Source organism: Moraxella sp. TY6 (genome assembly GCF_048551375.1).
Taxonomy (GTDB): Bacteria; Pseudomonadota; Gammaproteobacteria; order Pseudomonadales; family Moraxellaceae; genus Faucicola.
The window spans coordinates 13,423-35,394 of sequence record NZ_JBLYZJ010000020.1 but is presented as its reverse complement, the minus strand read 5'-3'; the positions used below and the strand labels follow the sequence as shown (position 1 = coordinate 35,394).

At 43.1% G+C, this 21,972-nt stretch carries 21 protein-coding genes; 9 read left to right on the top strand and 12 right to left on the bottom strand.

The features are described from left to right. Positions 1 to 135 precede the first annotated feature (135 nt). Positions 136 to 618, top strand: a complete 483-nt coding sequence (locus tag ACK1U4_RS11340; RefSeq protein ID WP_419400249.1) for an acyl-CoA thioesterase — start codon at positions 136 to 138, stop codon at positions 616 to 618. Between the two features lie 214 nt (positions 619 to 832). Then, positions 833 to 1,330: a BLUF domain-containing protein gene (locus ACK1U4_RS11335; protein ID WP_419400248.1), complete on the top strand. Its 498-nt coding sequence runs from the start codon at positions 833 to 835 to the stop codon at positions 1,328 to 1,330. A gap of 18 nt (positions 1,331 to 1,348) precedes the next feature. On the opposite strand, the gene ribBA is transcribed toward ACK1U4_RS11335, so the two are convergent. Continuing rightward, positions 1,349 to 2,464: a bifunctional 3,4-dihydroxy-2-butanone-4-phosphate synthase/GTP cyclohydrolase II gene (gene ribBA / locus ACK1U4_RS11330; protein ID WP_419400247.1), complete on the bottom strand. Its 1,116-nt coding sequence runs from the start codon at positions 2,462 to 2,464 to the stop codon at positions 1,349 to 1,351. A gap of 277 nt (positions 2,465 to 2,741) precedes the next feature. On the opposite strand from ribBA, the gene ACK1U4_RS11325 reads away from it, so the two are divergent. Next, the gene (locus tag ACK1U4_RS11325) at positions 2,742 to 3,335 is read left to right on the top strand and encodes a BLUF domain-containing protein (protein ID WP_419400246.1); all 594 of its coding nucleotides are present in this window, start codon (positions 2,742 to 2,744) and stop codon (positions 3,333 to 3,335) included. A gap of 132 nt (positions 3,336 to 3,467) precedes the next feature. On the opposite strand, the gene ACK1U4_RS11320 is transcribed toward ACK1U4_RS11325, so the two are convergent. Together ACK1U4_RS11320 and ACK1U4_RS11315 are read right to left on the bottom strand one after the other, a co-directional pair. Then, on the bottom strand, positions 3,468 to 4,721 hold the full coding sequence (locus ACK1U4_RS11320) for a replication-associated recombination protein A (RefSeq protein WP_419400245.1): 1,254 nt from the start codon (positions 4,719 to 4,721) through the stop codon (positions 3,468 to 3,470). 79 nt (positions 4,722 to 4,800) lie between these two features. Then, complete coding sequence (locus tag ACK1U4_RS11315) at positions 4,801 to 5,034, bottom strand: hypothetical protein (protein ID WP_419400244.1); 234 nt, start codon at positions 5,032 to 5,034, stop codon at positions 4,801 to 4,803. Positions 5,035 to 5,212: 178 nt separating this feature from the next. On the opposite strand from ACK1U4_RS11315, the gene ACK1U4_RS11310 reads away from it, so the two are divergent. The 6 genes from ACK1U4_RS11310 (at position 5,213) to ACK1U4_RS11285 (ending at position 11,322) form a co-directional block, all read left to right on the top strand. Next, the gene (locus ACK1U4_RS11310) at positions 5,213 to 5,704 is read left to right on the top strand and encodes a type IV secretion protein Rhs (protein WP_419400243.1); all 492 of its coding nucleotides are present in this window, start codon (positions 5,213 to 5,215) and stop codon (positions 5,702 to 5,704) included. Between the two features lie 145 nt (positions 5,705 to 5,849). Continuing rightward, positions 5,850 to 6,710 (top strand): UTP--glucose-1-phosphate uridylyltransferase, encoded by an 861-nt coding sequence (locus ACK1U4_RS11305; protein ID WP_419400242.1) that lies wholly within the window; start codon positions 5,850 to 5,852, stop codon positions 6,708 to 6,710. A gap of 5 nt (positions 6,711 to 6,715) precedes the next feature. Next, a complete protein-coding gene (locus tag ACK1U4_RS11300; RefSeq protein WP_419400241.1) occupies positions 6,716 to 7,507 on the top strand; it encodes a Fic family protein in 792 nt (263 codons plus the stop codon). 14 nt (positions 7,508 to 7,521) lie between these two features. Continuing rightward, complete coding sequence (gene pgi / locus ACK1U4_RS11295) at positions 7,522 to 9,156, top strand: glucose-6-phosphate isomerase (protein ID WP_419400240.1); 1,635 nt, start codon at positions 7,522 to 7,524, stop codon at positions 9,154 to 9,156. A gap of 199 nt (positions 9,157 to 9,355) precedes the next feature. Next, the gene (locus tag ACK1U4_RS11290) at positions 9,356 to 10,633 is read left to right on the top strand and encodes a UDP-glucose 6-dehydrogenase (protein ID WP_419400239.1); all 1,278 of its coding nucleotides are present in this window, start codon (positions 9,356 to 9,358) and stop codon (positions 10,631 to 10,633) included. Positions 10,634 to 10,671: 38 nt separating this feature from the next. Continuing rightward, positions 10,672 to 11,322, top strand: a complete 651-nt coding sequence (locus tag ACK1U4_RS11285; protein WP_419400238.1) for a TIGR00730 family Rossman fold protein — start codon at positions 10,672 to 10,674, stop codon at positions 11,320 to 11,322. Positions 11,323 to 11,538: 216 nt separating this feature from the next. Here the strand turns inward: ACK1U4_RS11285 and sucD are convergent, their stop codons facing one another. From sucD to ACK1U4_RS11240, 9 genes are all read right to left on the bottom strand, one after another. Beyond that, positions 11,539 to 12,441, bottom strand: a complete 903-nt coding sequence (sucD, locus tag ACK1U4_RS11280; RefSeq protein WP_419400237.1) for a succinate--CoA ligase subunit alpha — start codon at positions 12,439 to 12,441, stop codon at positions 11,539 to 11,541. Positions 12,442 to 12,604: 163 nt separating this feature from the next. Continuing rightward, complete coding sequence (gene sucC, locus ACK1U4_RS11275) at positions 12,605 to 13,780, bottom strand: ADP-forming succinate--CoA ligase subunit beta (protein ID WP_419400236.1); 1,176 nt, start codon at positions 13,778 to 13,780, stop codon at positions 12,605 to 12,607. An 89-nt stretch (positions 13,781 to 13,869) separates the two neighbouring features. Further along, positions 13,870 to 14,088: a hypothetical protein gene (locus tag ACK1U4_RS11270; protein WP_419400235.1), complete on the bottom strand. Its 219-nt coding sequence runs from the start codon at positions 14,086 to 14,088 to the stop codon at positions 13,870 to 13,872. A gap of 10 nt (positions 14,089 to 14,098) precedes the next feature. After that, positions 14,099 to 14,584: a type II toxin-antitoxin system VapC family toxin gene (locus tag ACK1U4_RS11265; RefSeq protein ID WP_419400234.1), complete on the bottom strand. Its 486-nt coding sequence runs from the start codon at positions 14,582 to 14,584 to the stop codon at positions 14,099 to 14,101. Positions 14,585 to 14,597: 13 nt separating this feature from the next. Further along, the gene (gene lpdA, locus ACK1U4_RS11260) at positions 14,598 to 16,046 is read right to left on the bottom strand and encodes a dihydrolipoyl dehydrogenase (RefSeq protein ID WP_419400233.1); all 1,449 of its coding nucleotides are present in this window, start codon (positions 16,044 to 16,046) and stop codon (positions 14,598 to 14,600) included. 81 nt (positions 16,047 to 16,127) lie between these two features. Then, entirely contained in the window at positions 16,128 to 16,514 is a 387-nt protein-coding gene (locus ACK1U4_RS11255) for a type II toxin-antitoxin system VapC family toxin (RefSeq protein WP_419400232.1), read from the bottom strand. Between the two features lies 1 nt (position 16,515). Beyond that, positions 16,516 to 16,887: a hypothetical protein gene (locus tag ACK1U4_RS11250; RefSeq protein ID WP_419400231.1), complete on the bottom strand. Its 372-nt coding sequence runs from the start codon at positions 16,885 to 16,887 to the stop codon at positions 16,516 to 16,518. A gap of 93 nt (positions 16,888 to 16,980) precedes the next feature. Next, positions 16,981 to 18,222: a 2-oxoglutarate dehydrogenase complex dihydrolipoyllysine-residue succinyltransferase gene (gene odhB, locus ACK1U4_RS11245; protein ID WP_419400230.1), complete on the bottom strand. Its 1,242-nt coding sequence runs from the start codon at positions 18,220 to 18,222 to the stop codon at positions 16,981 to 16,983. A gap of 273 nt (positions 18,223 to 18,495) precedes the next feature. Beyond that, positions 18,496 to 21,348: a 2-oxoglutarate dehydrogenase E1 component gene (locus ACK1U4_RS11240; RefSeq protein WP_419400229.1), complete on the bottom strand. Its 2,853-nt coding sequence runs from the start codon at positions 21,346 to 21,348 to the stop codon at positions 18,496 to 18,498. Positions 21,349 to 21,972: the final 624 nt, after the last annotated feature.

Here is a 21,972-nt window from a genome sequence, read left to right as displayed (position 1 = left end):
CTCTATTCATTTGTCGGCTCTTAGTGACTTGCTTTTTTTTATAATACCTTGTTTTTATTGAAGTGCGTAACTTCAGTATGGAATGTTGATTCCATTACTGGGAAATATCAAATAAATATTGAAGGAATGTAAACCATGCCACAAGATGCGATTGCCCCCCATATTCGCCAAGCCACGAGCGAAGCCACCCATCCATTACATGAATATGCCGTGGTGTATATACAAGCCGTGGAGTGGGGCGATATGGATGCTTTTAACCATGTCAATAATGTGGTGTATTATGAGTATGCCCAGCGAGCGAGGATTCATTATTTGGAGCAGGTGGATATGTTTAATGCCACTACTTTTACGGTGCTAGCCAGTTCTTCTTGCCAATATTTACGCCCTGTGACTTACCCAGATACCTTGTGGATTGGGATTCGTGCCAAAAAAGTCGGTAATACCAGCCTTGTGCATGAGTATGTTTATTATAGCACCGCCCAACATGCGGTGGTGGCAACCCTTGAATCGGTGTTGGTGTTTTTTGATGAGAAAGGGGAACAAAAGCAAGCAATTAGCGATAAACAACGAGCGGATTTAACAGCATTAGAAAGCAATCATAAATATTCAATAAAGTGAGTTGATGATTTTCTAAACAAAATTTCTTATAAATAGTTGATTTTTGGTTGTTATTTGTAATAAGCTTTTAATAAAAAAGGGCTATATTGATTTAAATCAGAAATCAGAAATCAGAAATCAGAAATCAGAAATAAGAAGAGTTGTGTGGACACGTATGGGATACGCTTAAACTACCAAAATATAACTTTAAATTTACCAGATTTAGGAGGGGAAAATGCCTCACCCAGTTTATTATCTTGTTTATACCAGTACCATTACCGCAGAAGCTCAATTTAATCACGATACGCTAATTGATATTTTAACGGTTTCTCACCGAGTTAATCCCATTACAGGTATTAAGGGTTTTTTGTATTTTAAAGACCATAAATTTTTGCAATATCTTGAAGGCGAAGAACTGGCAATCATCAATTTATATCATACGATTCAGCAAGACCCTCGTCATAAACAAGTGAAATTGATTGTGCAGGGTAGACTAGAAAAAAACATATTTGAAGATTGGGTCATGCACTATGTCAATGTTTACCAACATAAAAATTGTTCATTTGGTAATTTATTGAAGCAATTCGATACGTATACATGGACAGCTCGACAAGCTCTTGAGGTGGTAGCGGAAATGGCGGTGTTGTACCAAGATAACCAACAAAACAAACATGTGTTGCAACCTTATGCGATGTCATATGGTAAAATGTTGCAACACATGATGGCTAGTTAAGGTAAATTTTGATGATTATCAAACATTTGATGGACTCGTCACCGTATTCACCACATTTAGCCCAAAGCCTGACAGGGCATTAAACTTGAGCGGTGAGGACAATAACTGCATATCTTTCACCCCCAAATGACGCAAAATTTGAGCCCCAACGCCCACGGTACGGTAAGGTTGGTATTTTGACGGCTCTGAGGGTTTTTGGTTGATATAATTATCCAATGCCTCACCCATATTGATAGGGCTATCATTGCCAATCCACACAAACACGCCACGTTCTTCTTTACCCAACACCGCTAATGCAGACTGAATGCTCCAATTCCCTTTACCGTGGTTATTTTGCGGTTTTACCCCAAGCAAATCTCGCAGTGGCTGAAAACTATGCACACGCACAGTGGTCACGCCTTCGCTCGGATTGCCTTTGACCAATGCCAAATGGCTGTCAGTTGAGCCATATTCTTGAAATTGGTAAGCGGTAAATGTGCCAAATTCAGTATCAAGCGTATATTGCTCGACTTCTTCCACGGTTTGTTCGTTATTGATGCGATATTGAATCAAGTCCGCAATCGTACCGATTTTGAGATTATGTTCTTTGGCAAAGATTTCGAGGTCATCACGGCGAGCCATTTCGCCATCAGGTTTGATAATCTCGACAATCACCGAGGCTGGCTCTAGCCCTGCAAGGCGTGCCAAGTCACAGCCTGCTTCGGTATGCCCTGCACGGTGTAGCACACCGCCTTTTTGTGCCATGATGGGGAAAATATGCCCTGGTTGCACGATATCAGACGGCTTGGCAGTCGCAGACACGGCGGCTTGCACGGTTCTAGCACGGTCGGCTGCCGAAATCCCTGTAGTCACGCCTTCGGACGCTTCGATAGAAACGGTGAAATTGGTGCTAAATTTTGCCCCATTTTTATCACTCATCAATGGCAAATCCAACTGCTCACAACGAGCTTGGGTCAGTGTCAAACACACCAAACCACGGGCGTGGGTAATCATAAAATTGATGTCTTCTGGACGCACATGGGTGGCTGCCATGATGAGGTCGCCCTCATTTTCTCGGTCTTCGTCATCCATCAGAATGACCATTTTGCCTGCTCGGATATCGTCTAAAATTTCGGGAATGGTATTGAATGCCATAATCATAATGCCTTATCAAAATCAAATATTTAGTGATTTTGATTATAACGTAAAATTCAGATGGATTGAGTAAAAATATACGAGCGGTGATGGAATAATGTTTTTATCAATACGAATGCACCAGTCAAAATAAATTGCTTGAAAAGTATACAATTAATGGGTGGTGTGCTATAATTTGATTAAAAAATGAACAATGAAAAAACCCTATCTATTGTCGATGACCAAGCGACATAGTATAATTAGGTATTTTGGTCAACATTTATTCGGTATAAAACCTATGCCAATCTATTATATTCTGTATACTAGCCATATCACGTTACCTGCGAGTATTCATCACAGCACGTTCCATGATATTTGTGAAATTGCCAGTAAAAATAATAAAAAAACAGGCATTACAGGATTTTTATTATTTTATGAAGGTAATTTTTTACAATACCTTGAAGGTAATGAGCTAGATGTGACCAATTTATATCGCATGATTACCACTGATAATCGTCATCGAGATATGCGAAAACTCACCGATGGCTCACACGAGCATAAACGTTTTGCTGAGTGGGGTATGCACTGTATTAACCTTGATAAAGTCAAGGACAAAGACCCTATCAGCCCTGTGTTTGACGAAGTCGGCACGCTGGATATGTTGGCAGGCTATATGCCACGCCTAATCACTGACATGCAACGATATTACCAAAAAGGCACTTGGCGAGAAGATGACAGCTATGGGTTTAGCAAAGGCAGTTATTCTAAAAAAACCTTTAGTGAATTTGGCAAGCGTCATCAAGCGTTTTTATGGTTGCAAATCATGTTGGCGGTGCTGTTTGCCGTGTTGAGCGTGGGGGCGTGGACGTATAAAAAATATTTGGAATTTTGATTAACTATACCCCCTCTAACTCCCCCTTGTCAGGGGGAGAACAACTCCCTCCCCTGCCAAGGGGAGGGCTGGGGTGGGGTAAAATGATGGCGTTAAGTGTAATTTTAAAATTTGGAAAGCAGTATATTTGTATTAATATCCCTTTAACCACTGCATAAACGCATAGGTCTGTTGTTCTTTGGCATTGTCGCCAAACTGATAAAACTGCGTTCCCACCAAGTTGTCAGGCAAATATTGCTGTCGGTGATAGTGATTGGGGAAATCATGTGGATAGATATAATTCGCCCCATAGCCTTGCGACTTCATCAAGCCTGTCACGCCATTGCGTAGGTGCAGTGGCACAGGTGATTGGTCGTTTTCGGCAAGTTTCATCGCCTCATTAATCGCCTTATAGCTACTGTTCGACTTTGCCGATGTCGCCAAATACACCACCACTTGCCCCAAAATAATCCTCGCCTCTGGCATACCGATACTCTGCACACTGCGTAAAGCCGTGTCCGCCAGTAGCAAGGCATTGGGGTTGGCAAGCCCAATATCCTCACTCGCCAAAATCACCAACCGCCGAGCAATGAACGCAGGGTCTTCCCCTGCCACCAACATCCGAGCCAGCCAATACAATGACGCATCTGGGTCAGAGCCACGCACCGACTTAATCATGGCGGAGATAATGTCATAGTGTTGTTCGCCATCTCGGTCATAGCGAATCAGCTTTGAACCTGCGACTTTACTCACCGTTTCATCATTGACGATAATCGGATTACCATTACTTGATTGGATGGTGAGTTCTAATAAATTCAATGCCTTACGAGCATCGCCTTGTGATAATTGAAAAATTGTTTGGGTAGATTGGATGTCGATGTTTAGCTTGTTTAGCACTTCATCTTGCGTGATGGCTCGCTGTAATACTTGGTTAATTTCGTCTTCACTCAATGGCTTAAGCCGATACACTTGGCAACGAGAGAGTAGGGCGTTGTTGACGCTAAAGGACGGATTTTCGGTGGTCGCCCCAATCAGCGTGATATCGCCTGCCTCGACTGCACCGAGGAGGGCATCTTGTTGGGCTTTGTTAAAGCGGTGGATTTCATCGACAAATACCACAGGCGGTTCATAAAATAAGCCGTCATCTTTTGCCAATACTTCTCGCAGTTCTTTGACCCCTGCATTGATGGCGGACAGTGGGCGAAACGGGCGGTTCACGGCATTGGCAAGGAGCATGGCGAGGGTGGTTTTGCCAATGCCTGCCTCACCGTGCAGAATCATGGAGGGGAGATAGCCTTGTTCGACAATGCGTCTGATGGGGGCGTTTTGTCCAAGTAGGTGGGTTTGCCCGATGATTTGGTCGAGGGTGGTGGGGCGGAGGCGTTGGGCGAGGGGGATTTGATTCATTGGAAGTATAAAAATTATTCGTAGGTTAGATAGTCACCACGAGGCAACTCAAAAGGCGGATGATAGGATAAATCCACAATCACAATGCCCCATCAAGCCATTTTTCAAAGGTTTCAAAATCTTTAAGGGCAGATTTTGGCACTTCAACACGAGGTGAGGCGATGGCTTTGTCCATACGCTCTCTATCATAATAAAACGGCATATCTTTACGAATCGCATTTGCCATCAACTCCGTAACCTCAATGCCTTGTTGTTTGGCATTGTTGGTGACATAAACGACTTCTTCCGCCGTCAGCGGTAGGTCAATAAGCATAACCACTCCTTAAAAAATTGAGTTTAAATCATACTATAGAGGAATTTGCCAATCTCTGCAAAAAGTTAAGGTGAAATTTTAAACCTAAACGCTTCATAAATTCCCTTAAAAATCTGCTATTATGCCTATTACCATACCCCAAACAAGCCCCTAAAACCATTTCAAATAGTAACTTAACATGATATTTGAACAATCAAAATCCCGCCCCCTTACCCAAGGCGAAATCGCCATCGCCCAATCCGTGTTCGGCGACACCCTAGACACATCAAACATCCGCATCAAGACCGCATGGTGGGTACTCAAAAACTACGCTGTATCGCCCAATGGCAATATCTACTTTAATCGCCATGACTGGCTAGACGACTTTAGCCATCAACCCTTAGAGCTAAGGGCTTGGCTGGTGCATGAACTGACCCACATTTGGCAATTACAACAAGGCATTGCTGTGTTTCGCAAAGCCTTATTTAACCGTAGATACAGCTATACATTGTGCGAGGGGAAAGGGTTTTTAAGCTATGGCGTTGAGCAACAGGCTCGGATGGTCGAGGATATGTATAAACAGCGAGAACGAGGGCAAGCCAATCCGCAACTACTCGCCCTTATTCCGTTTTGCCACCAACCTTCAATGCCTTCTTTGGCACAAAACCCAACCGATATTTATCACGTCTAAAGGGGAGGGGCTTATTGTATAAGTGTTATCTGATTTGCCCCATTATAGGATGTCAAAAAGCCCCTATGGAAAGCACTTCACTTTATTACCCTCCCAGTGTTATTATAGCTGACATTTACCCATCCTTTGATTAAGAGAGCGTTTCATGCCGACCATCACTCATGCTGTTATCCCTGTCGCAGGCTTTGGTACTCGAATGTTACCTTTATCAAAAGCCGTGCCAAAAGAGCTATTACCATTGGGCAATAAACCTGCCATTCAATATGTGGTCGAAGAGGCGATTGCCTCAGGGATTACCAATATTGTGTTGGTTAATCATGCCCAAAAAACCGCCATCGAAAACTACTTTGATATCAATAGTGAGCTTGATACCCAATTGCGTGACAAAGGTAAAAACGCATTAGCCGACAGCCTTAACTGGCTTCCTGCTGGCGTGACCGTGACCAGCGTACGTCAAGGTAAGCCATTGGGTCTGGGTCATGCGGTGCTACAAGCTCGTAGCGTGGTGGGCGATAATCATTTTGCGGTGCTATTACCCGATGTGATTATCAATCCATTTACCACCAATTATCAACAGGATAATTTGGCATTTATGCTAAACGAGTTTGATAAGCAAGGACATTCACAGATTTTGGTTGACCCTGTTGCCGAAGCGGATATTCATAAATATGGTATCGCCAAACTTGCCACTACCCAAATGGTAGAAAAAATTGATACCAATCAATCCTTTGGCGTGACTGGGTTTGTCGAAAAACCCAAAGCGGAAGACGCTCCATCAAACCTTGCGGTGGTGGGTCGCTATGTGTTTAACAATGCGATTTTTGATTATTTGGCAAAAACTGCCCCAAGCGTGGGCGGTGAAATTCAACTGACCGATGCGATTGATGCCTTGATTAGCACACAAGGGGTGGAAGTGGTGTCAATGGTGGGTAATAGCTTTGATGGCGGTGATATGCAAAGCTACTTACAGGCGGTGTGTTATTTTGCCGAACAAATTGGAAAGTAATTAGCATGAATTATAATCCTAACCATTTGGACTATAAGCCAATTTTAACGGAAGCTGAAAAAACGTTATTTGAGGGTTATCGAGCCGAATTATCGGTCGATTATTTGTTAGCCAATCATCGTAATCTTGAGGAAATTGGCATTGATTTTGTGTATAGCTCTGCCAAGCTTGAAGGCAATACTTATGACCAATTTGATACCCTAACCCTATTGAAAATGGGGCAAACAGCAGGCGGTAAGTTGTATTCTGATGCGATTATGTTGCTAAATTTGCGTGAAGCATTTACCAGTATTATCAATGCGTTAGATAATGACGAAATGATTAATCTAAAATCCTTTATCAAAGACCAACATGCCATGATTACTGATAAGTTGGTGGTACAATCACAGCGAGGTGTGGTCAGAAATAGCTCAGTCACGATTGGTGGCACAGATTATCAGCCTTTATCTTCCTCACAAAAACTGGATGAAGAACTAAATTACTTGTTAACGATTAGTGAAAAATATAGCCATCCCGTTGAGCGAGCGTTATATTTACATAATAATTTAGATTATCTACAATATTTTATTGATGGCAATAAACGCACGGCTCGTAATACATTACTGTATATTTTGATGCAGGCAGGATTTTTTCCGATTATTTTTCATGTTGGGCAAGTGACGGACTACGCCAAAAGTATCGTTAATTATTATGAAACAGGCGATTATGGCGTATTTAAGCAGTATTTTATGGACACGTATCAAAAGACCATTGAACGCTATCGTCCCAAACCTGATGTGGAATTTACAAGAACGTAATAAGGTTAAAAAACATGAAGCCTACCGACCACTGGACAACTTTACAAACCTTAGCCCAAACAATCCCTAATTTGACCACGTTATTTGAGCAACAAACTCAACGAGCCACCGCTTATCAAGTTCAAGCCTGCGATATTTTGATGGACTTTAGCAAGCAAAAAATCACCCCAGTGATTTTTGAGGCATTGCTTGCGTTAGCAAATGAACGTGGATTAAAAGCAGAAGTTCAGCGATTATTGTCAGGGGAAGTCGTCAATGATACCGAAAACCGCCCTGCTTTACATACTGCCCTACGTCAGCCCAAAGGCGAATGCGTGATGGTCGAGGGTCATAATGTCATTGAGCAAGTGCATGACAGCCTAGACAAAGCAGAAAACCTAGTAAATCGTATCCGTGATGGCGTGTGGCGTGGCTATTCAGGCAAGGCAATTACCGATGTGGTAAATATTGGGGTGGGTGGTTCTGACCTTGGGCCGTTGATGGCGACCACTGCACTCTCAGAGTGGGCAGATACAGCGATTAATGTGCATTTTGTGTCGAATATGGACGGCACGCAACTGGATAATTTGCTTAAAGTTTTAAGCCCAAAAACCACCTTATTTATTCTGTCTTCCAAATCTTTTGGCACGATTGACACCTTATCCAATGCCAAAACTGCCCTATCATGGTTGCTTGCCAGTCATAACAACAAAGCCACGATTTTACGCCGACATTTTATCGGTATTTCCACCAAAGCCGATAAAATGAGCGAATGGGGGATTCACTCAGACAATCAACTGATGCTGTGGGATTGGGTCGGTGGGCGGTTTTCGATGTGGTCGGTGATTGGGTTGGCGATTGCGATAAAGATTGGTATGCCAAACTTTTATGAGCTACTGGCAGGGGCGAATGCGATGGATAGGCATTTTGCCACTGCTGAGTTTAGCAAAAATATGCCCGTGATTTTGGGCTTGCTTGGGGTGTGGAATAGCACATTTTTGGATATCAATGCTCATAGCGTTCTGCCGTATGATGGACGTTTGTCATTTTTCCCCAATTATTTGACCCAACTTGAAATGGAAAGTAACGGCAAATCGGTCAAACGTAATGGCGAAACTGTCAATTACGATACTTGTCCGATTTTATGGGGGGATATCGGCTCAAATGCCCAACACGCTTTTTATCAGTTATTGCACCAAGGCACGCAAGCAGTGAGTTGCGATTTTATTGCCCCCATTCGGCGATATGATAATAAGCAACACAATCAGCCGTCTTTGACCGAACAGCACCAATTATCGCTTGCTAACTGTTTGGCTCAAAGTCAAGTATTGGCGTTTGGCAATCAAGCGGTACGAGGCACAGCCACGCAAGTCGATGATAAATTTAGTGATTTTAAACGCTATCGAGGCGACCAACCCTCGACCACTTTGCTACTGAATTCGCTCACGCCCAAAACATTGGGGGCATTGATTGCGTTATACGAGCATAAGGTGTATGTGATGAGCGTAATTTGGCAAATTAACCCATTCGACCAATGGGGTGTGGAAGTGGGCAAAGTCATGGCAAACAGCGTGTTTGAGGCATTGACCGATTCGCAACATGCCATTGATAGCGAGCGTTTTGACAGCTCCACCCAGCAATTATTACAATGGATAAAACACGCCCAATAGCCATCTTTCTCCATCTTTTAACCGCACTGATATGGCTTACGCAAAAATGCCATTTGTAGGTTGGGCGGAAGCATGACAGCCAACCTAAACCATTCAAATTGTTGGGTATCGCAAGCTCTACCCAACCTACGATTTGGTTAAAACCGTGAGTCTTAACTGATGTATTTCACTATCAAACCAGCCAATAAGTAGTATCACTATGAAAAATTCAGAACAAATCTTTATCATTGGGGCGAGTAATGAGTCATTAAATGCCTGTATTGTGATGGCAAGTTTGGATAAACAGGTTACCTTGGTATGTGACCCCAATCAAGTCGAAGCGGTACTCAATCACTATCGTTTTGAGCGTCAGTTGGTATCTTTTTGGCAACTTTATACAAGCGAACAAAAAATCACCATTTTAGACTTGAATCAAGCGTTACAACAAGGCTATTTCCAACAATCTAGCCATCAACATGCCACCATTTGGCTGTTTTTGGACACTGTCAATGCTGAGAGTTTGACCAGTATTCGCCAACAATTTACCAGTCCGCATCAGCAGATTATTTTAAGTGGTTTGACCCAAGCCGAAGCCGTTGAGCAATTGGCAGACGATTTGGCAAGTCAGTGGGTGTTTTATTTTCCGTTGACTTTTATGAAAGATGGCGAAAATTTTAGCTCGATGCTACACCCAGACTTGGTACTTATTGGTGAAAAAACGCCCAATAGCCACCAACAGTCAGCGATTTTATTATTTTTCCTCAAAAATGCAGAACGCTATTATTTTGCCAATATCAAAACAGTCGCCTTTGCTCGTGCCAGTACCATGACCATGCTTGCCACTCGTATTAGCTTTATGAATGAATTGGCACGTCTTGCCGATAGCCTGCAAGTGAATATCCATGAGGTGCAAGCTATGATGGGGCTGGATAGTCGTATTGGTAATGGATTTTTGTCGGCAGGTTGGGGGTTTGGTGGTAAAGCTTTGCCGTTGGAATTACAGCAATTAAATGCCCAATTTTGCCAACATCAAGTTACCAGTGAACTTATCAAAGCAGTGCAATCAGTGAATGAAGACCAAAAAGAGCTGATTTTTCGCAAATTTTGGCGACATTTTGATGGTTTTATTGAGCATAAAACCGTAATGATTTGGGGGGCAGGCTATCGAGATGGTACAGGACGTACCACCAATTCAGCGATTCACCCGTTGCTCAATTTATTGTGGTCATATCAGATTAAAACCCAAATTTATGCCACCAATACCGCTTTTGAATTATCAGAATTATACGGCGATAATCCGTTATTTGAATTGGTCGATGATGCTTACGAGCCACTCAACCAAGCCGAGGCATTATTTATTATTAATTGGTCATTACCAGTATCGCCAAACATTGCCAAACTCAATGCGGTGGCGATACCCATTTTTGATGCCAAAAATGCCATTAACAATGTGGATAAAGCCACATTGATTGCCCCTTATTATGGGATTGGACGATAATTTTGAAAAAAATAAGAGTTGACCACATAGGAGCGAATATGAGTCAAGTTGAAGTTATTACCAGCAAACAAATTAGCGAATTAAAACAGGTCATCAATTTTGACAGCATTGAGATACCATTGGTGGCGGTGTATTGTGGCTCACGCACGGGCAATCATCCCATTTATATGAATACCGCCAAAGCTTTGGGGGAAGCACTGGTTAGTGCCAACATGGGGCTGGTATATGGTGGGGCGGTGATTGGCTGTATGGGTGCGGTGGCGGATGGGGTGATTGATGCAGGCGGTATCGCTGTGGGTGTGATTCCTGAGTTTATGCTTGGGCGTGAAATTGCCCATGAGGGGTTGACTCGCTTGCATTTGACTGACACCATGCACACACGTAAAGCCATCATGGCAGAGTATGCCAGTGCCTTTATTACCCTGCCTGGCGGACTTGGTACACTTGAAGAAATCATGGAAATTGCCACATGGCGACAGCTTTATCAACACCAAAAACCCATGATTATTTTAAATGTAAATGGTTTTTATGACCACTTGGTAAAACAATTACAGTTTACCTTTGAACAAGGCTTTATGAAACAAGAAGATTTGAATAATTTAATTATCTGTGAAACCGTTGAGCAAGCGGTGGCATTGCTACAGCCAATTAGTCAAATCCCTGACAAAATGAATGTCACAAAAATTTAGCCCATTGACATTTGCCATCGCATAAAAAAGCAGAAGGTCATTAACCTTCTGCTTTTTTATTATACCAAACCAAAAATTTGAAGTCGTAGGTGAGAAGCACTGCTTCGCAAGGCTTACGCCCTATTTAAGATATCAATTTTTTGATTTCTTGCATAGTGGGCGTATACAATACGCCCCTACAAAAATGGTATTATTTCTTACTTAAATAACCGATAATTACCAACCAGTGACTTCTTTAACTTTTTCACCGATTTTTGATGGGTCACGGGTATAAGCGATACCAGCGGCTTCAAAGGCTTTGAATTTCTCTTCAGCAGTACCGCTACCGCCAGAGATGATTGCCCCTGCGTGTCCCATACGTTTACCTTTTGGTGCAGTCACACCAGCGATATAGCCGATAACTGGCTTAGTTACGTGGTCTTTAACGTAAGCAGCCGCTTCTTCTTCCGCTGTACCACCGATTTCACCGATGAGTACAATCGCTTCGGTTTGTGGGTCGTCTTGTAGCAATTTAAGTGCATCGATTTGGTTCATACCTGGGATTGGGTCGCCACCAATACCGATACAAGTTGATTGACCAAAGCCAAGTTTGGTGGTTTGGGCAACGGCTTCATACGTCAATGTACCAGAACGTGAGATGATACCGACCTTACCTTCTTGGTGGATGTGACCTGGCATGATACCGATTTTGCATTTACCTGGGCTGATAACGCCTGGGCAGTTTGGTCCAACCATACGCACGATTTCTTCACCTTTTGCGACTAAGTCAGCATTGTGGTTTTCTAAGAAACGTTTGGCTTTTAGCATATCTAGGGTTGGTACGCCTTCGGTAATCACAACAACCAATTTTACGCCTGAGTTAATCGCTTCAACGATTGAGTCAAGTACGAAAGGGGCTGGTACAAAAATCACTGACGCATTTGCACCTGTGGCTTTTACCGCTTCGTCCATGGTGTCAAACACAGGACGGTCAAGGTGAGTTGTACCGCCTTTACCTGGGGTCACACCACCAACGATGTTAGTACCGTAAGCAATTGATTGCTCTGAATGCAATGTACCGTTTTTACCTGTAAAACCTTGCACCAATACTTTGGTGTCTTTTCCAATTAATACGCTCATTGTTTTTCCTTTTTTGGGAATTTTGACGATTTTTTAACATGAATTTTTTGTAGGTTGGTGTGGAGCTTGCGACACCCAACACCCTTAACCTATCTATCTGTTGGGTATCGCTTGGCTCTACCCAACCTACTTTTCAAACATAACACTTAATTAGGCATTTTGCTTATACGTTCTTTACAGCATCAACGATTTTTTGACCTGCTTCTGACAGACCTTGTGCAGAAATCAATTTCAAGCCAGATTCGTCAAGGATTTTTGCACCTAATTCAGCGTTGTTACCTTCAAGACGGACAACAACTGGTACAGTCACATTGACTTCTTTCACCGCAGCGATAATGGCTTCGGCAATCATGTCACAACGTACGATACCACCGAAGATGTTAATCAATACGCCTTGAACAGACTTGTCTTCAAGAATCAATTTGAACGCTTCAACCACACGTTCTTTGGTCGCACCGCCACCTACGTCTAGGAAGTTGGCTGGTTGACCGCCGTATAGTTTGATGATGTCCATGGTCGCCATTGCAAGACCAGCACCGTTTACCATACAACCGATGTTACCTTCTAGGGCAACGTAGTTTAGGTCAAATTCTGAAGCTTTTAATTCACGCTCATTTTCTTGGGTTTTGTCACGTAGCTCAGCCACTTTTGGTAAACGGTAAAGGGCATTTGAGTCGATACCGATTTTGGCATCCACACACGCCAATTCGCCAGATTTACGTACGGCTAATGGGTTGATTTCAAACAAGGCAAAGTCATTTTCGATAAAGGCTTGATAAGCACCAGTCATTAATTTAGCAAATTCGTTGATTTGTTTGCCTTCAAGACCCAATTTGAAAGCCACTTCACGGGCTTGGCTTGGTTGTAAACCGACCAGTGGGTCAACTTCAACTTTTAGGATTTTTTCTGGGGTTTCTTCGGCAACTTTTTCAATCTCAACACCGCCTTCAGTCGATGCCATAAATGTCACACGGCGACTTGAGCGGTCAACGACTGCACCTAAGTACAATTCGGTGGCGATTGGGTACATATCTTCGGCGATAAGTACGCTGTTTACTGGCTGACCGTTTGCGTCAGTTTGGTAAGTAACCAAGTTTTTGCCAATCAATTCTTCGGCAATGGCTTTGGCTTCTTCACGAGTTTTAGCGATTTTTACGCCACCTGCTTTACCACGACCACCTGCGTGAACTTGGGCTTTTACTACAACTGCACCTGCGTTGCCAGCCATTTTGTCAAAGGCAGCAGCGGCTTCGTCACCGTTTTTGGCAACGATACCTTCTTGGACAGGTAGTCCATAGCTTTTTAGCAATTCTTTGGCTTGATACTCATGTAAATTCATGTGATTTTCCTTGTTGAATTTATGGGTTTGGTTTAAAGATTTTTTAAATATTCTGATAAAAAAGCATCAGTCGTTTGGGTGAAAAATTTCTAATTCAAAGCCAGTTGGTCTAACTTTGAGTTTGGATTATATGGCATTGGCACAATTTGACGATTTTTCATATACTTTTGCACAGTTTCACTTTGAGCAAGAAAATCTACTAAAGTAATGTTCTTTGCCTTACATTCTGCCATGATTTTTTCACGGGTTTCATGGATTTCATTGATGATATCATCGCTTGTCATTGAATACTCACGGTTGTTATCCATACTATTCTCCTTAAAATCCAGTTAAATCAATCAGTTCAGCAGGCGTACATAGTTTTGGTGCAACAAATCCCATTGCCTCACACGATAACGCAATTTTATCACGCATGGTAGCATTGGCAATGTGTTTGCAATTCCAAGTGAGTAAATAATCGACTTGGAAAATTGCTGACAATGCCACATGGTGTGCATCCATTAGTGAATTGGTAGGTAATGCGTGTTGCTCAACCAAATACTGTGCTAATTTCAATGAATGTTCATTCGACACCAATAACGCAATCGGCTCTAAAAAATCAAGTCGGCGTTTGGATGCCTCTGGATGCCCTCGCTCTGCCTCTTCAATGACTAAATTTGAAGTCACTAAATCAAATGCAAAACGTTGCTCATCCCACCATTGAATGGTTGCCAGTTTTTTCGCTGACGCATCCACATCTGAACTGGGACGTGCCGTGAAAAAACTGGGAATCGTGGTTTCGATATAAACCGTTGGCTTTGCCATATTACCACATCAATTATTTACGTTTACGTTGAATCGCATGAATCGCACGACCGTCCGCAGAAAGTACCGCTTCGTGTACCGCTTCTGAAATGGTTGGGTGAGCAAAGGTCATCAACTGTAAATCTTCGATGCTAGAGACGAATTCCATCGCAATCATACCTTGATGCACGATATCGCCAGCCCCTGCACACACGGCGTGCATACCCAATAAACGGTCAGTTTTGACATCGGCAACGACTTTGATAAAGCCTTCGCCCTCACCTGCCGCTAACGCACGACCATTGGCAGCTAGACCGAATTGACCAGCTTTGACTTCATAGCCTTGCTCTTTGGCTTGTTCTTCGGTCAGACCAACCCATGCAATCTCTGGATGTGTGTAGATAACACTGATAATGGTGTCATAATTAACTTGAACTTTTTCGCCATGAATACGCTCAACCGCCATCATGCCTTCTTCCATCGCTTTGTGAGCAAGCATTGGACCACGCACCAAGTCACCAATCGCATACACGCCATCTAGGTTGGTTTGGCAGAAATCATTCACCGCAACCAATCCACGCTCAGTCAATTCAACACCTGAGTTTTCACCCAAAAGGTTTTCTTTATAAGCACGGCGACCTACGCACACAATCAGCTTATCAAAGACTTCTTCGCCTGCCACGCCTTTGGTATCGGCAGTGACCACAACTTTACCGTCTTTGACTTCGGCTTTGGTGACTTTGGTATCGACACGGATGTCTAAACCTTGTTTTTTCAATAGTTTGGCAGCTTCTTTGCTTACGGCTTTGTCTGCAACGGCTAGGAAATCTGGCATGGCTTCATATACCACGACTTCTGCACCCAATCTACGCCATACTGAACCTAGCTCAAGACCAATCACGCCTGCACCAATCACGCCTAGACGGGCTGGGACTTCGGCAAATTCTAACGCACCTGTTGAATCGACAATGTATTCGTTGTCAATTGGGGCAACTGGGATATCAATTGGCACAGAACCTGATGCCAAAATCACGTTTTTGGCGGTAATAGTAGTCGGTGCAGAGCCGTCTAATGGGTTGAATTGGACTTGTTTATCCGCACCTTTACCATCTAGCAATGTGCCTGTACCTTGTAGCCAGTCTGCACCGTTACCTTTTAGTAGGGCTGCCACGCCACCTGTCAATTGTTTGACGATGGTGTCTTTACGGCTTAACATTTTGCTGATGTCGATAGCAACGTCACCCGTGGTAATACCGTGGTCGGCTAGGTCGTGTTTGGTCGCTTCGTAGCGGTGTGAGCTGTCAAGTAGGGCTTTTGATGGGATACAGCCAACGTTTAAGCAAGTACCGCCTAGGGCTGGCTCGCCTTTATTAACACGTTTTTCGATACAAGCAACGCTCATACCAAGCTGACCTGCACGGATAGCGGCTTCGTAGCCACCTGGTCCACCACCGATAATCACTAAATCGTAACTGGTTTTCATATTACTATTCCTTATTTTTTAGGTTTAAATGGTCATGCTAGTTTTAAATATATCAATTCGCAATATCGCTAGCCCATCATATTATGGGTATGGCAATAAGTTTAAATTTTGAATAAAGCGAAAGTCTTTTTGATTGCGTGACAACAACTCAAGACCATGCGTGATTGCTGTTGAGGCGATTAACGCATCCGATGTTAGCAACCCATGACTTAAGCGGTATTGTGTCAATAATGTTTGTGTCCCTTTTGAAATCTGCTCATGTATTAATATTAGCTCAAAATCTTCCAAAAAATGGGTAACACTTAGCAACTCTTTCTTATCTCGACAACCAACAATCAACTCATACCAAGTGACAACACTAATGGCTAATATATTGGTTTTCGCATATTGCTGAATCGTATTTATTGCCTCAGGCTTACCACGCCATAACTCTATCAGCACGTCACTATCTATCAGTAAGCGTTGCAATCTACCACTCCTGCCTTCTTAGCTTACGAATATATTCTGTACTATCACCAATATCATCTCTATCTTTCCACATACCAAATACCTCACTATTTGCCAAATCAGAGAAGTCTTGTTTTTTAGCAATAGGCTCAACTGTATTTTGGTTTGAGCTACCTTGTGTAGGGGCTTGTGGTGATAATTTTGACAAAAATTGCTGAAATAGTTTTTTAGCAGACACATCTGTATAAGATGACAAGGCATTCAAACGAGAAGATGCTATGCCAACTTCATTCGCACCGTCAACTGCAATCAATAACGGCGTATCATCAGCTAAATCATGCTGTGCCATATATTGTTGAAATTCAGATAGCGTAGTTTGGATAATCATTGTCATACATACTTCCTTAACAGATATCTCCGCAACTTAGGGCTATCTACAGGTTGCAAATAGCCCCAAACTTGATATATAAAAACTAACAGTTAATCATTATAGGTCAAGCAACAACATCGCTGGGTTTTCGACCAATTCTTTGATAGTGACCAAGAATTGTACCGCTTCTTTACCATCAATCAAACGGTGGTCATACGACAATGCCAAGTACATCATTGGTAAAATTACCACTTCGCCATTCACAGCCATTGGGCGTTCTTTGGTGGCGTGCATACCCAAAATCGCCGTTTGTGGTGGGTTGATGATTGGGGTTGACATCAATGAACCAAACACACCGCCATTGGTGATGGTGAATGTACCGCCAGTCATGTCTTCAATCGCCAATTTGCCGTCACGGGCTTTGCTTGCCATGTCGCCAATGGTTTTTTCGATGTCAGCCATACCCATTTGGTCAGTGTCACGCAATACAGGTACAACTAGACCACGGTCGCTAGATACCGCCACGCCTACATCATAGTAGCCATGATAAACAATGTCATTACCGTCAATTGACGCATTTACAGCTGGGAAGCGTTTCAACGCTTCGGTAGCAGCTTTAACGAAAATCGACATAAAGCCCAATTTCACGCCATGACGTTTTTCAAAACGGTCTTTAAACTCTGAGCGTAATTCCATGATTGGTTTCATGTTGACTTCGTTAAAGGTGGTCAACATGGCGGTTTCTTGGGTAGCGGCTAATAGACGCTCTGCCACTCTTGCACGCAAGCGAGTCATTGGTACACGTTTTTCAACACGTTGACCCACAGCATTGGCAACCACTTGACCGTTGTCTGATTTAATGCTGTTGTTAGCTTTCAAAGTTGGGTTTGCCATGTCTTCTTTGGTGACACGACCGCCACGACCAGAACCTTCCACATCCGCAGGGTTTACGCCTGTGGTATTAGCAGCTTTACGCACGGCTGGGGCTTGGTCTTTATGGGCTTCTTCAGCACCTTTTGCCTGTACAGGAGCAGCAACTGATTCTGGGGCAACAGTTGTGCCTTTATCCGCTTCTTTTTCGCTCAAGCTTTCAGCAGTTGGCTCAGCTTTTGGTGAAGCAACTGCACCTTCGGTTAACTCACCGATTACTTCAGCTGATAGTACAGTTTCGTCCACATTTTTGATGATTTTTGACAATACGCCATCAGTTTGGGCAACGACTTCCATCACGACTTTGTCGGTTTCGATTTCGGCAAGTACCGCATCACGGCTTACTTGGTCGCCTTCGTTGAAGTTCCACGCCACAATCGTACCATCGGCAACTGACTCTGGGAATACGGGGACTTTGATTTCTGCCATGAGATTTCTCCTATGAATGTTGTAATTTTGGCAATGGGGTTAAAACTTGTTTTTCATTAAACACGTTTAATAATCATTTTATACTAAACCCAAAATTTAAATTGTTGGGGCGTAATGCTTACGCCCTTTAAGATTTTAAATTTCTGATTTTTTAAAATTGGGCTTATTCAATAAGCCCCTACAGTACATTTATTGGGTTTAGTATCTAAAATTTAATCTATTAAATAGCAAAGCGGATAGCCAATGTTTGGCTATCCTTTGTTGGTCTGATAATTACTCGCTGATACCTAACGCATCGTTGACCACTTTCTTCTGCTGTGCGGTGTGCATCTGCATCGAACCTGCCGCTGGGGCTGCCGATGATGGGCGTGCCACTGGCTCAAGTAGATGAGCTTTGGTTGGGCGTGTCGCAGGTTTTGGTGGTGCAATCAGACGGAATAGGTGCGGTGCAAGATAGTACCAAGCCCCTTGATTGCGTGGCTCTTCTTGTGTCCACACGATGCCTTCAAGGTTTGGATATTTTGCTACTTCTTCCAAGATACGTGCTTCTGGTAATGGATAAAGTTGCTCGATACGCACGATAGCCACATTATCCAAGCCCAATTCACGGCGTTTTTCCAGTAGGTCGTAATACACTTTACCACCACACAGTACCAAACGAGTGACTTTGTTATTGTCAAGTTGGTCGATTTCGCTGATGACGGTTTCAAATTTACCAGTCGCTAAGTCATCAAGAGTCGAAACCGCAAGTTTATGACGTAGCAATGATTTTGGTGACATCACAATCATTGGTTTGCGTGCTGGGCGAATTACCTGACGGCGTAGGGCATGGAAAATCTGTGCAGGCGTGGTCGGTGTAATCACTTGCATATTGTCTTCGGCACACAACTGCAAATAACGCTCAAGACGTGCTGATGAATGCTCTGGGCCTTGACCTTCGTAGCCGTGTGGTAACAACATGGTCAAACCACATAGACGTTGCCATTTGGTTTCACCACTTGAGATAAACTGGTCAATCACCACTTGAGCACCATTGGCGAAGTCACCAAACTGGGCTTCCCAAATGACTAACGCATTTGGCACAGTGGTCGCATAGCCATATTCAAACGCCAATACCGCTTCTTCTGATAACAATGAGTTAAAGGTATCAAAACGGGCTTGGTTTGGAGTTATGTTTGCCAATGGCACATACATACTGCCATCTTTCATGTTATAAAGTTCTGAATGGCGGTGTGAGAACGTACCACGACCCACGTCTTCCCCTGTGATACGCACAGGATAGCCTTCATCAACCAATGACGCATAGGCTAAGGTTTCCGCAGCACCCCAGTTCAGTGGTTCTTGCCCTGTTTGCATGGCTAGACGTTGTTCAACGACTTTTGCCACTTGACGTTGTAATTCGTAGCCTTCTGGCATTTGAGCCATACGCTCGCCATAAACTTTGAGTTTATCAAGGCTGACACCTGTGTTCCAATCATCTTCAAGTTTATGACCTAGGTAAGGTGTCCAATCGACATACAAGCCTTTGTTTGGCTCAAGTACCAACGCACTGGCAACATATTCGCCTTTGTCCAATGACTCACGATAATGGTCTTCATAGCCCACTGCATCGCTGTCCGCCAATACGCCTTCGCTTGCCAATTTTTTGGCATATAGCTCACGGGTGGTTGGTAATTTTTTGATGACCGAATACATCAATGGTTGAGTGGCTGATGGCTCGTCTGCTTCGTTATGACCGTTACGGCGGTAGCAGTACATATCAATCACGATATCTTTGTGGAACGCTTGACGGTAGTCATGGGCAAGCTGTGCCAAGAACACCACGGCTTCTGGGTCATCGCCATTTACATGGAAAATCGGTGCGTGTACCATTTTAGCGATATCGGTACAATACTCGGTTGAACGAGCATCTTCGATACGGCTAGTGGTAAAGCCAACTTGGTTATTAATGACAATGTGTAATGTACCACCTGTGGCATACGCACGGGTTTGTGACATTTGGAAGGTTTCTTGGTTCACGCCTTGACCTGCAAATGCCGCATCACCATGCACCACGATTGGTAGAACGCTATCACCTGTTGTGTCATCACGGCGAACTTGTCTTGCACGTACCGAACCAATCAACACAGGCGATACAATCTCAAGGTGCGATGGGTTAAATGCCAATGCCAAGTGAGCTTCGCCACCTGGTGTCATCACGTTTGAGCTAAAGCCGTTGTGATACTTCACATCACCTGAACCCATGGTTGGCTGTTTTTTACCATCAAATTCATCAAACAAATCTTTTGGATTTTTACCCAAAATATTGACCAATAAATTCAAACGTCCACGGTGAGCCATACCGATGACCATTTCTTTTGTGCCGTTTTGACCTGCACGCTGAATCATCTCATTGACCATTGGGATAAAGCTTTCGCCACCCTCAAGACCAAAACGCTTCACGCCTGTATATTTGCGAGCAAGGTATTTTTCTAAACCTTCGGCAGCGGTCAAGCGCTCAAGGATTGATTTGCGTTTTTCATTGTCAAATTGGATAAAGCCAAGATTTTGCTCAAGGTATTTCTCAATCCAGCGTTTTTCTTTGGCAGTGGTGACGTGGAAATATTCAGCCCCAATGCTACTACAATACACACGGTTTAGAATTTCTAAGATTTCACGTAACGTGGCTTTGTCTTTACCGATATTAAGGTCGCTAGCAGGATACACATTATCCAAGTCTGCTTCTGACAAGCCGTAGTATTCAAGGCTTAATTCCTCAACTTCTGGGCGAGCCATCAACCCTAGTGGGTCAAGTTTGGCGTGGCGATGTCCACGACGGCGATAACTGGTAATGAGTTTTTGTACGCCCATTTGGTTATCGCTAAATTCACGAAGTTCGGTTGGGCTGATGCTACCTGATGCTCCTGCATTGCTGACTTTGCTAGCAGTGGTGTTGCGAGCCAATAATAAGAATTGGTCTTGGATGGTGTGATGCAGGGCGTTTTTGTCGTCCGTGGTCACAAACTGCTCAAAATAAGGGATAAATTGTGGGTCAACGCTTTGGGGGTCTTGTAGATATTGCTCATACAAGGATTCAAGATATACAGCATTGTCTGCTGACAGTTCGGTATGATTGGCGGTTGTCATAAGTCGCTTCTACTATCTTATTGGGAAAGGAAAAAATTTAGATAATAGCCTAGCACTAATACAAACAAGAAAAAATTTCATGGGTTAATAGTTATTATTTATTTACTAAATATCGGATATATTGTTTGGATTACGCCAAAAAAAAACACTCGCTAAGTGTGTTTCGTATCGTGATAAATTTTGTAAAAAATAATCAATTGAGCCTATGAACTGTTTACTATGTCAGCTAAACGTCTACTTTTCCTTGTTATTACAAATATATAAGCTATCCTGCTTACGTGACTTTAGGCTGTTTAAGACTATTACTGGAACTTTGGGCTATTATACTAAAATTTGGGTAGATAGGTAGCAGTAATTTTCACAAAGTGGCATTTATTCATGCTTCTCATACCAAACCACAACATTTTATTGCACAAAATTTGTTAGTATGGGGCAATCGCAGTTTATAAGCCACTTATTTTAAAACTTGTTTAAATTAGGACTTACGCAAATTTTAAATTTATCTTGCTAAATAAGACGCTAGACCCCTGCCTACGCAGGGGTGACGATTCCATAAATTTTTCGTCATTCCTGCGAATGCAGGAATCCAGTGTCTTATGCGTAAGTCCTATAAATAAGCCTTTG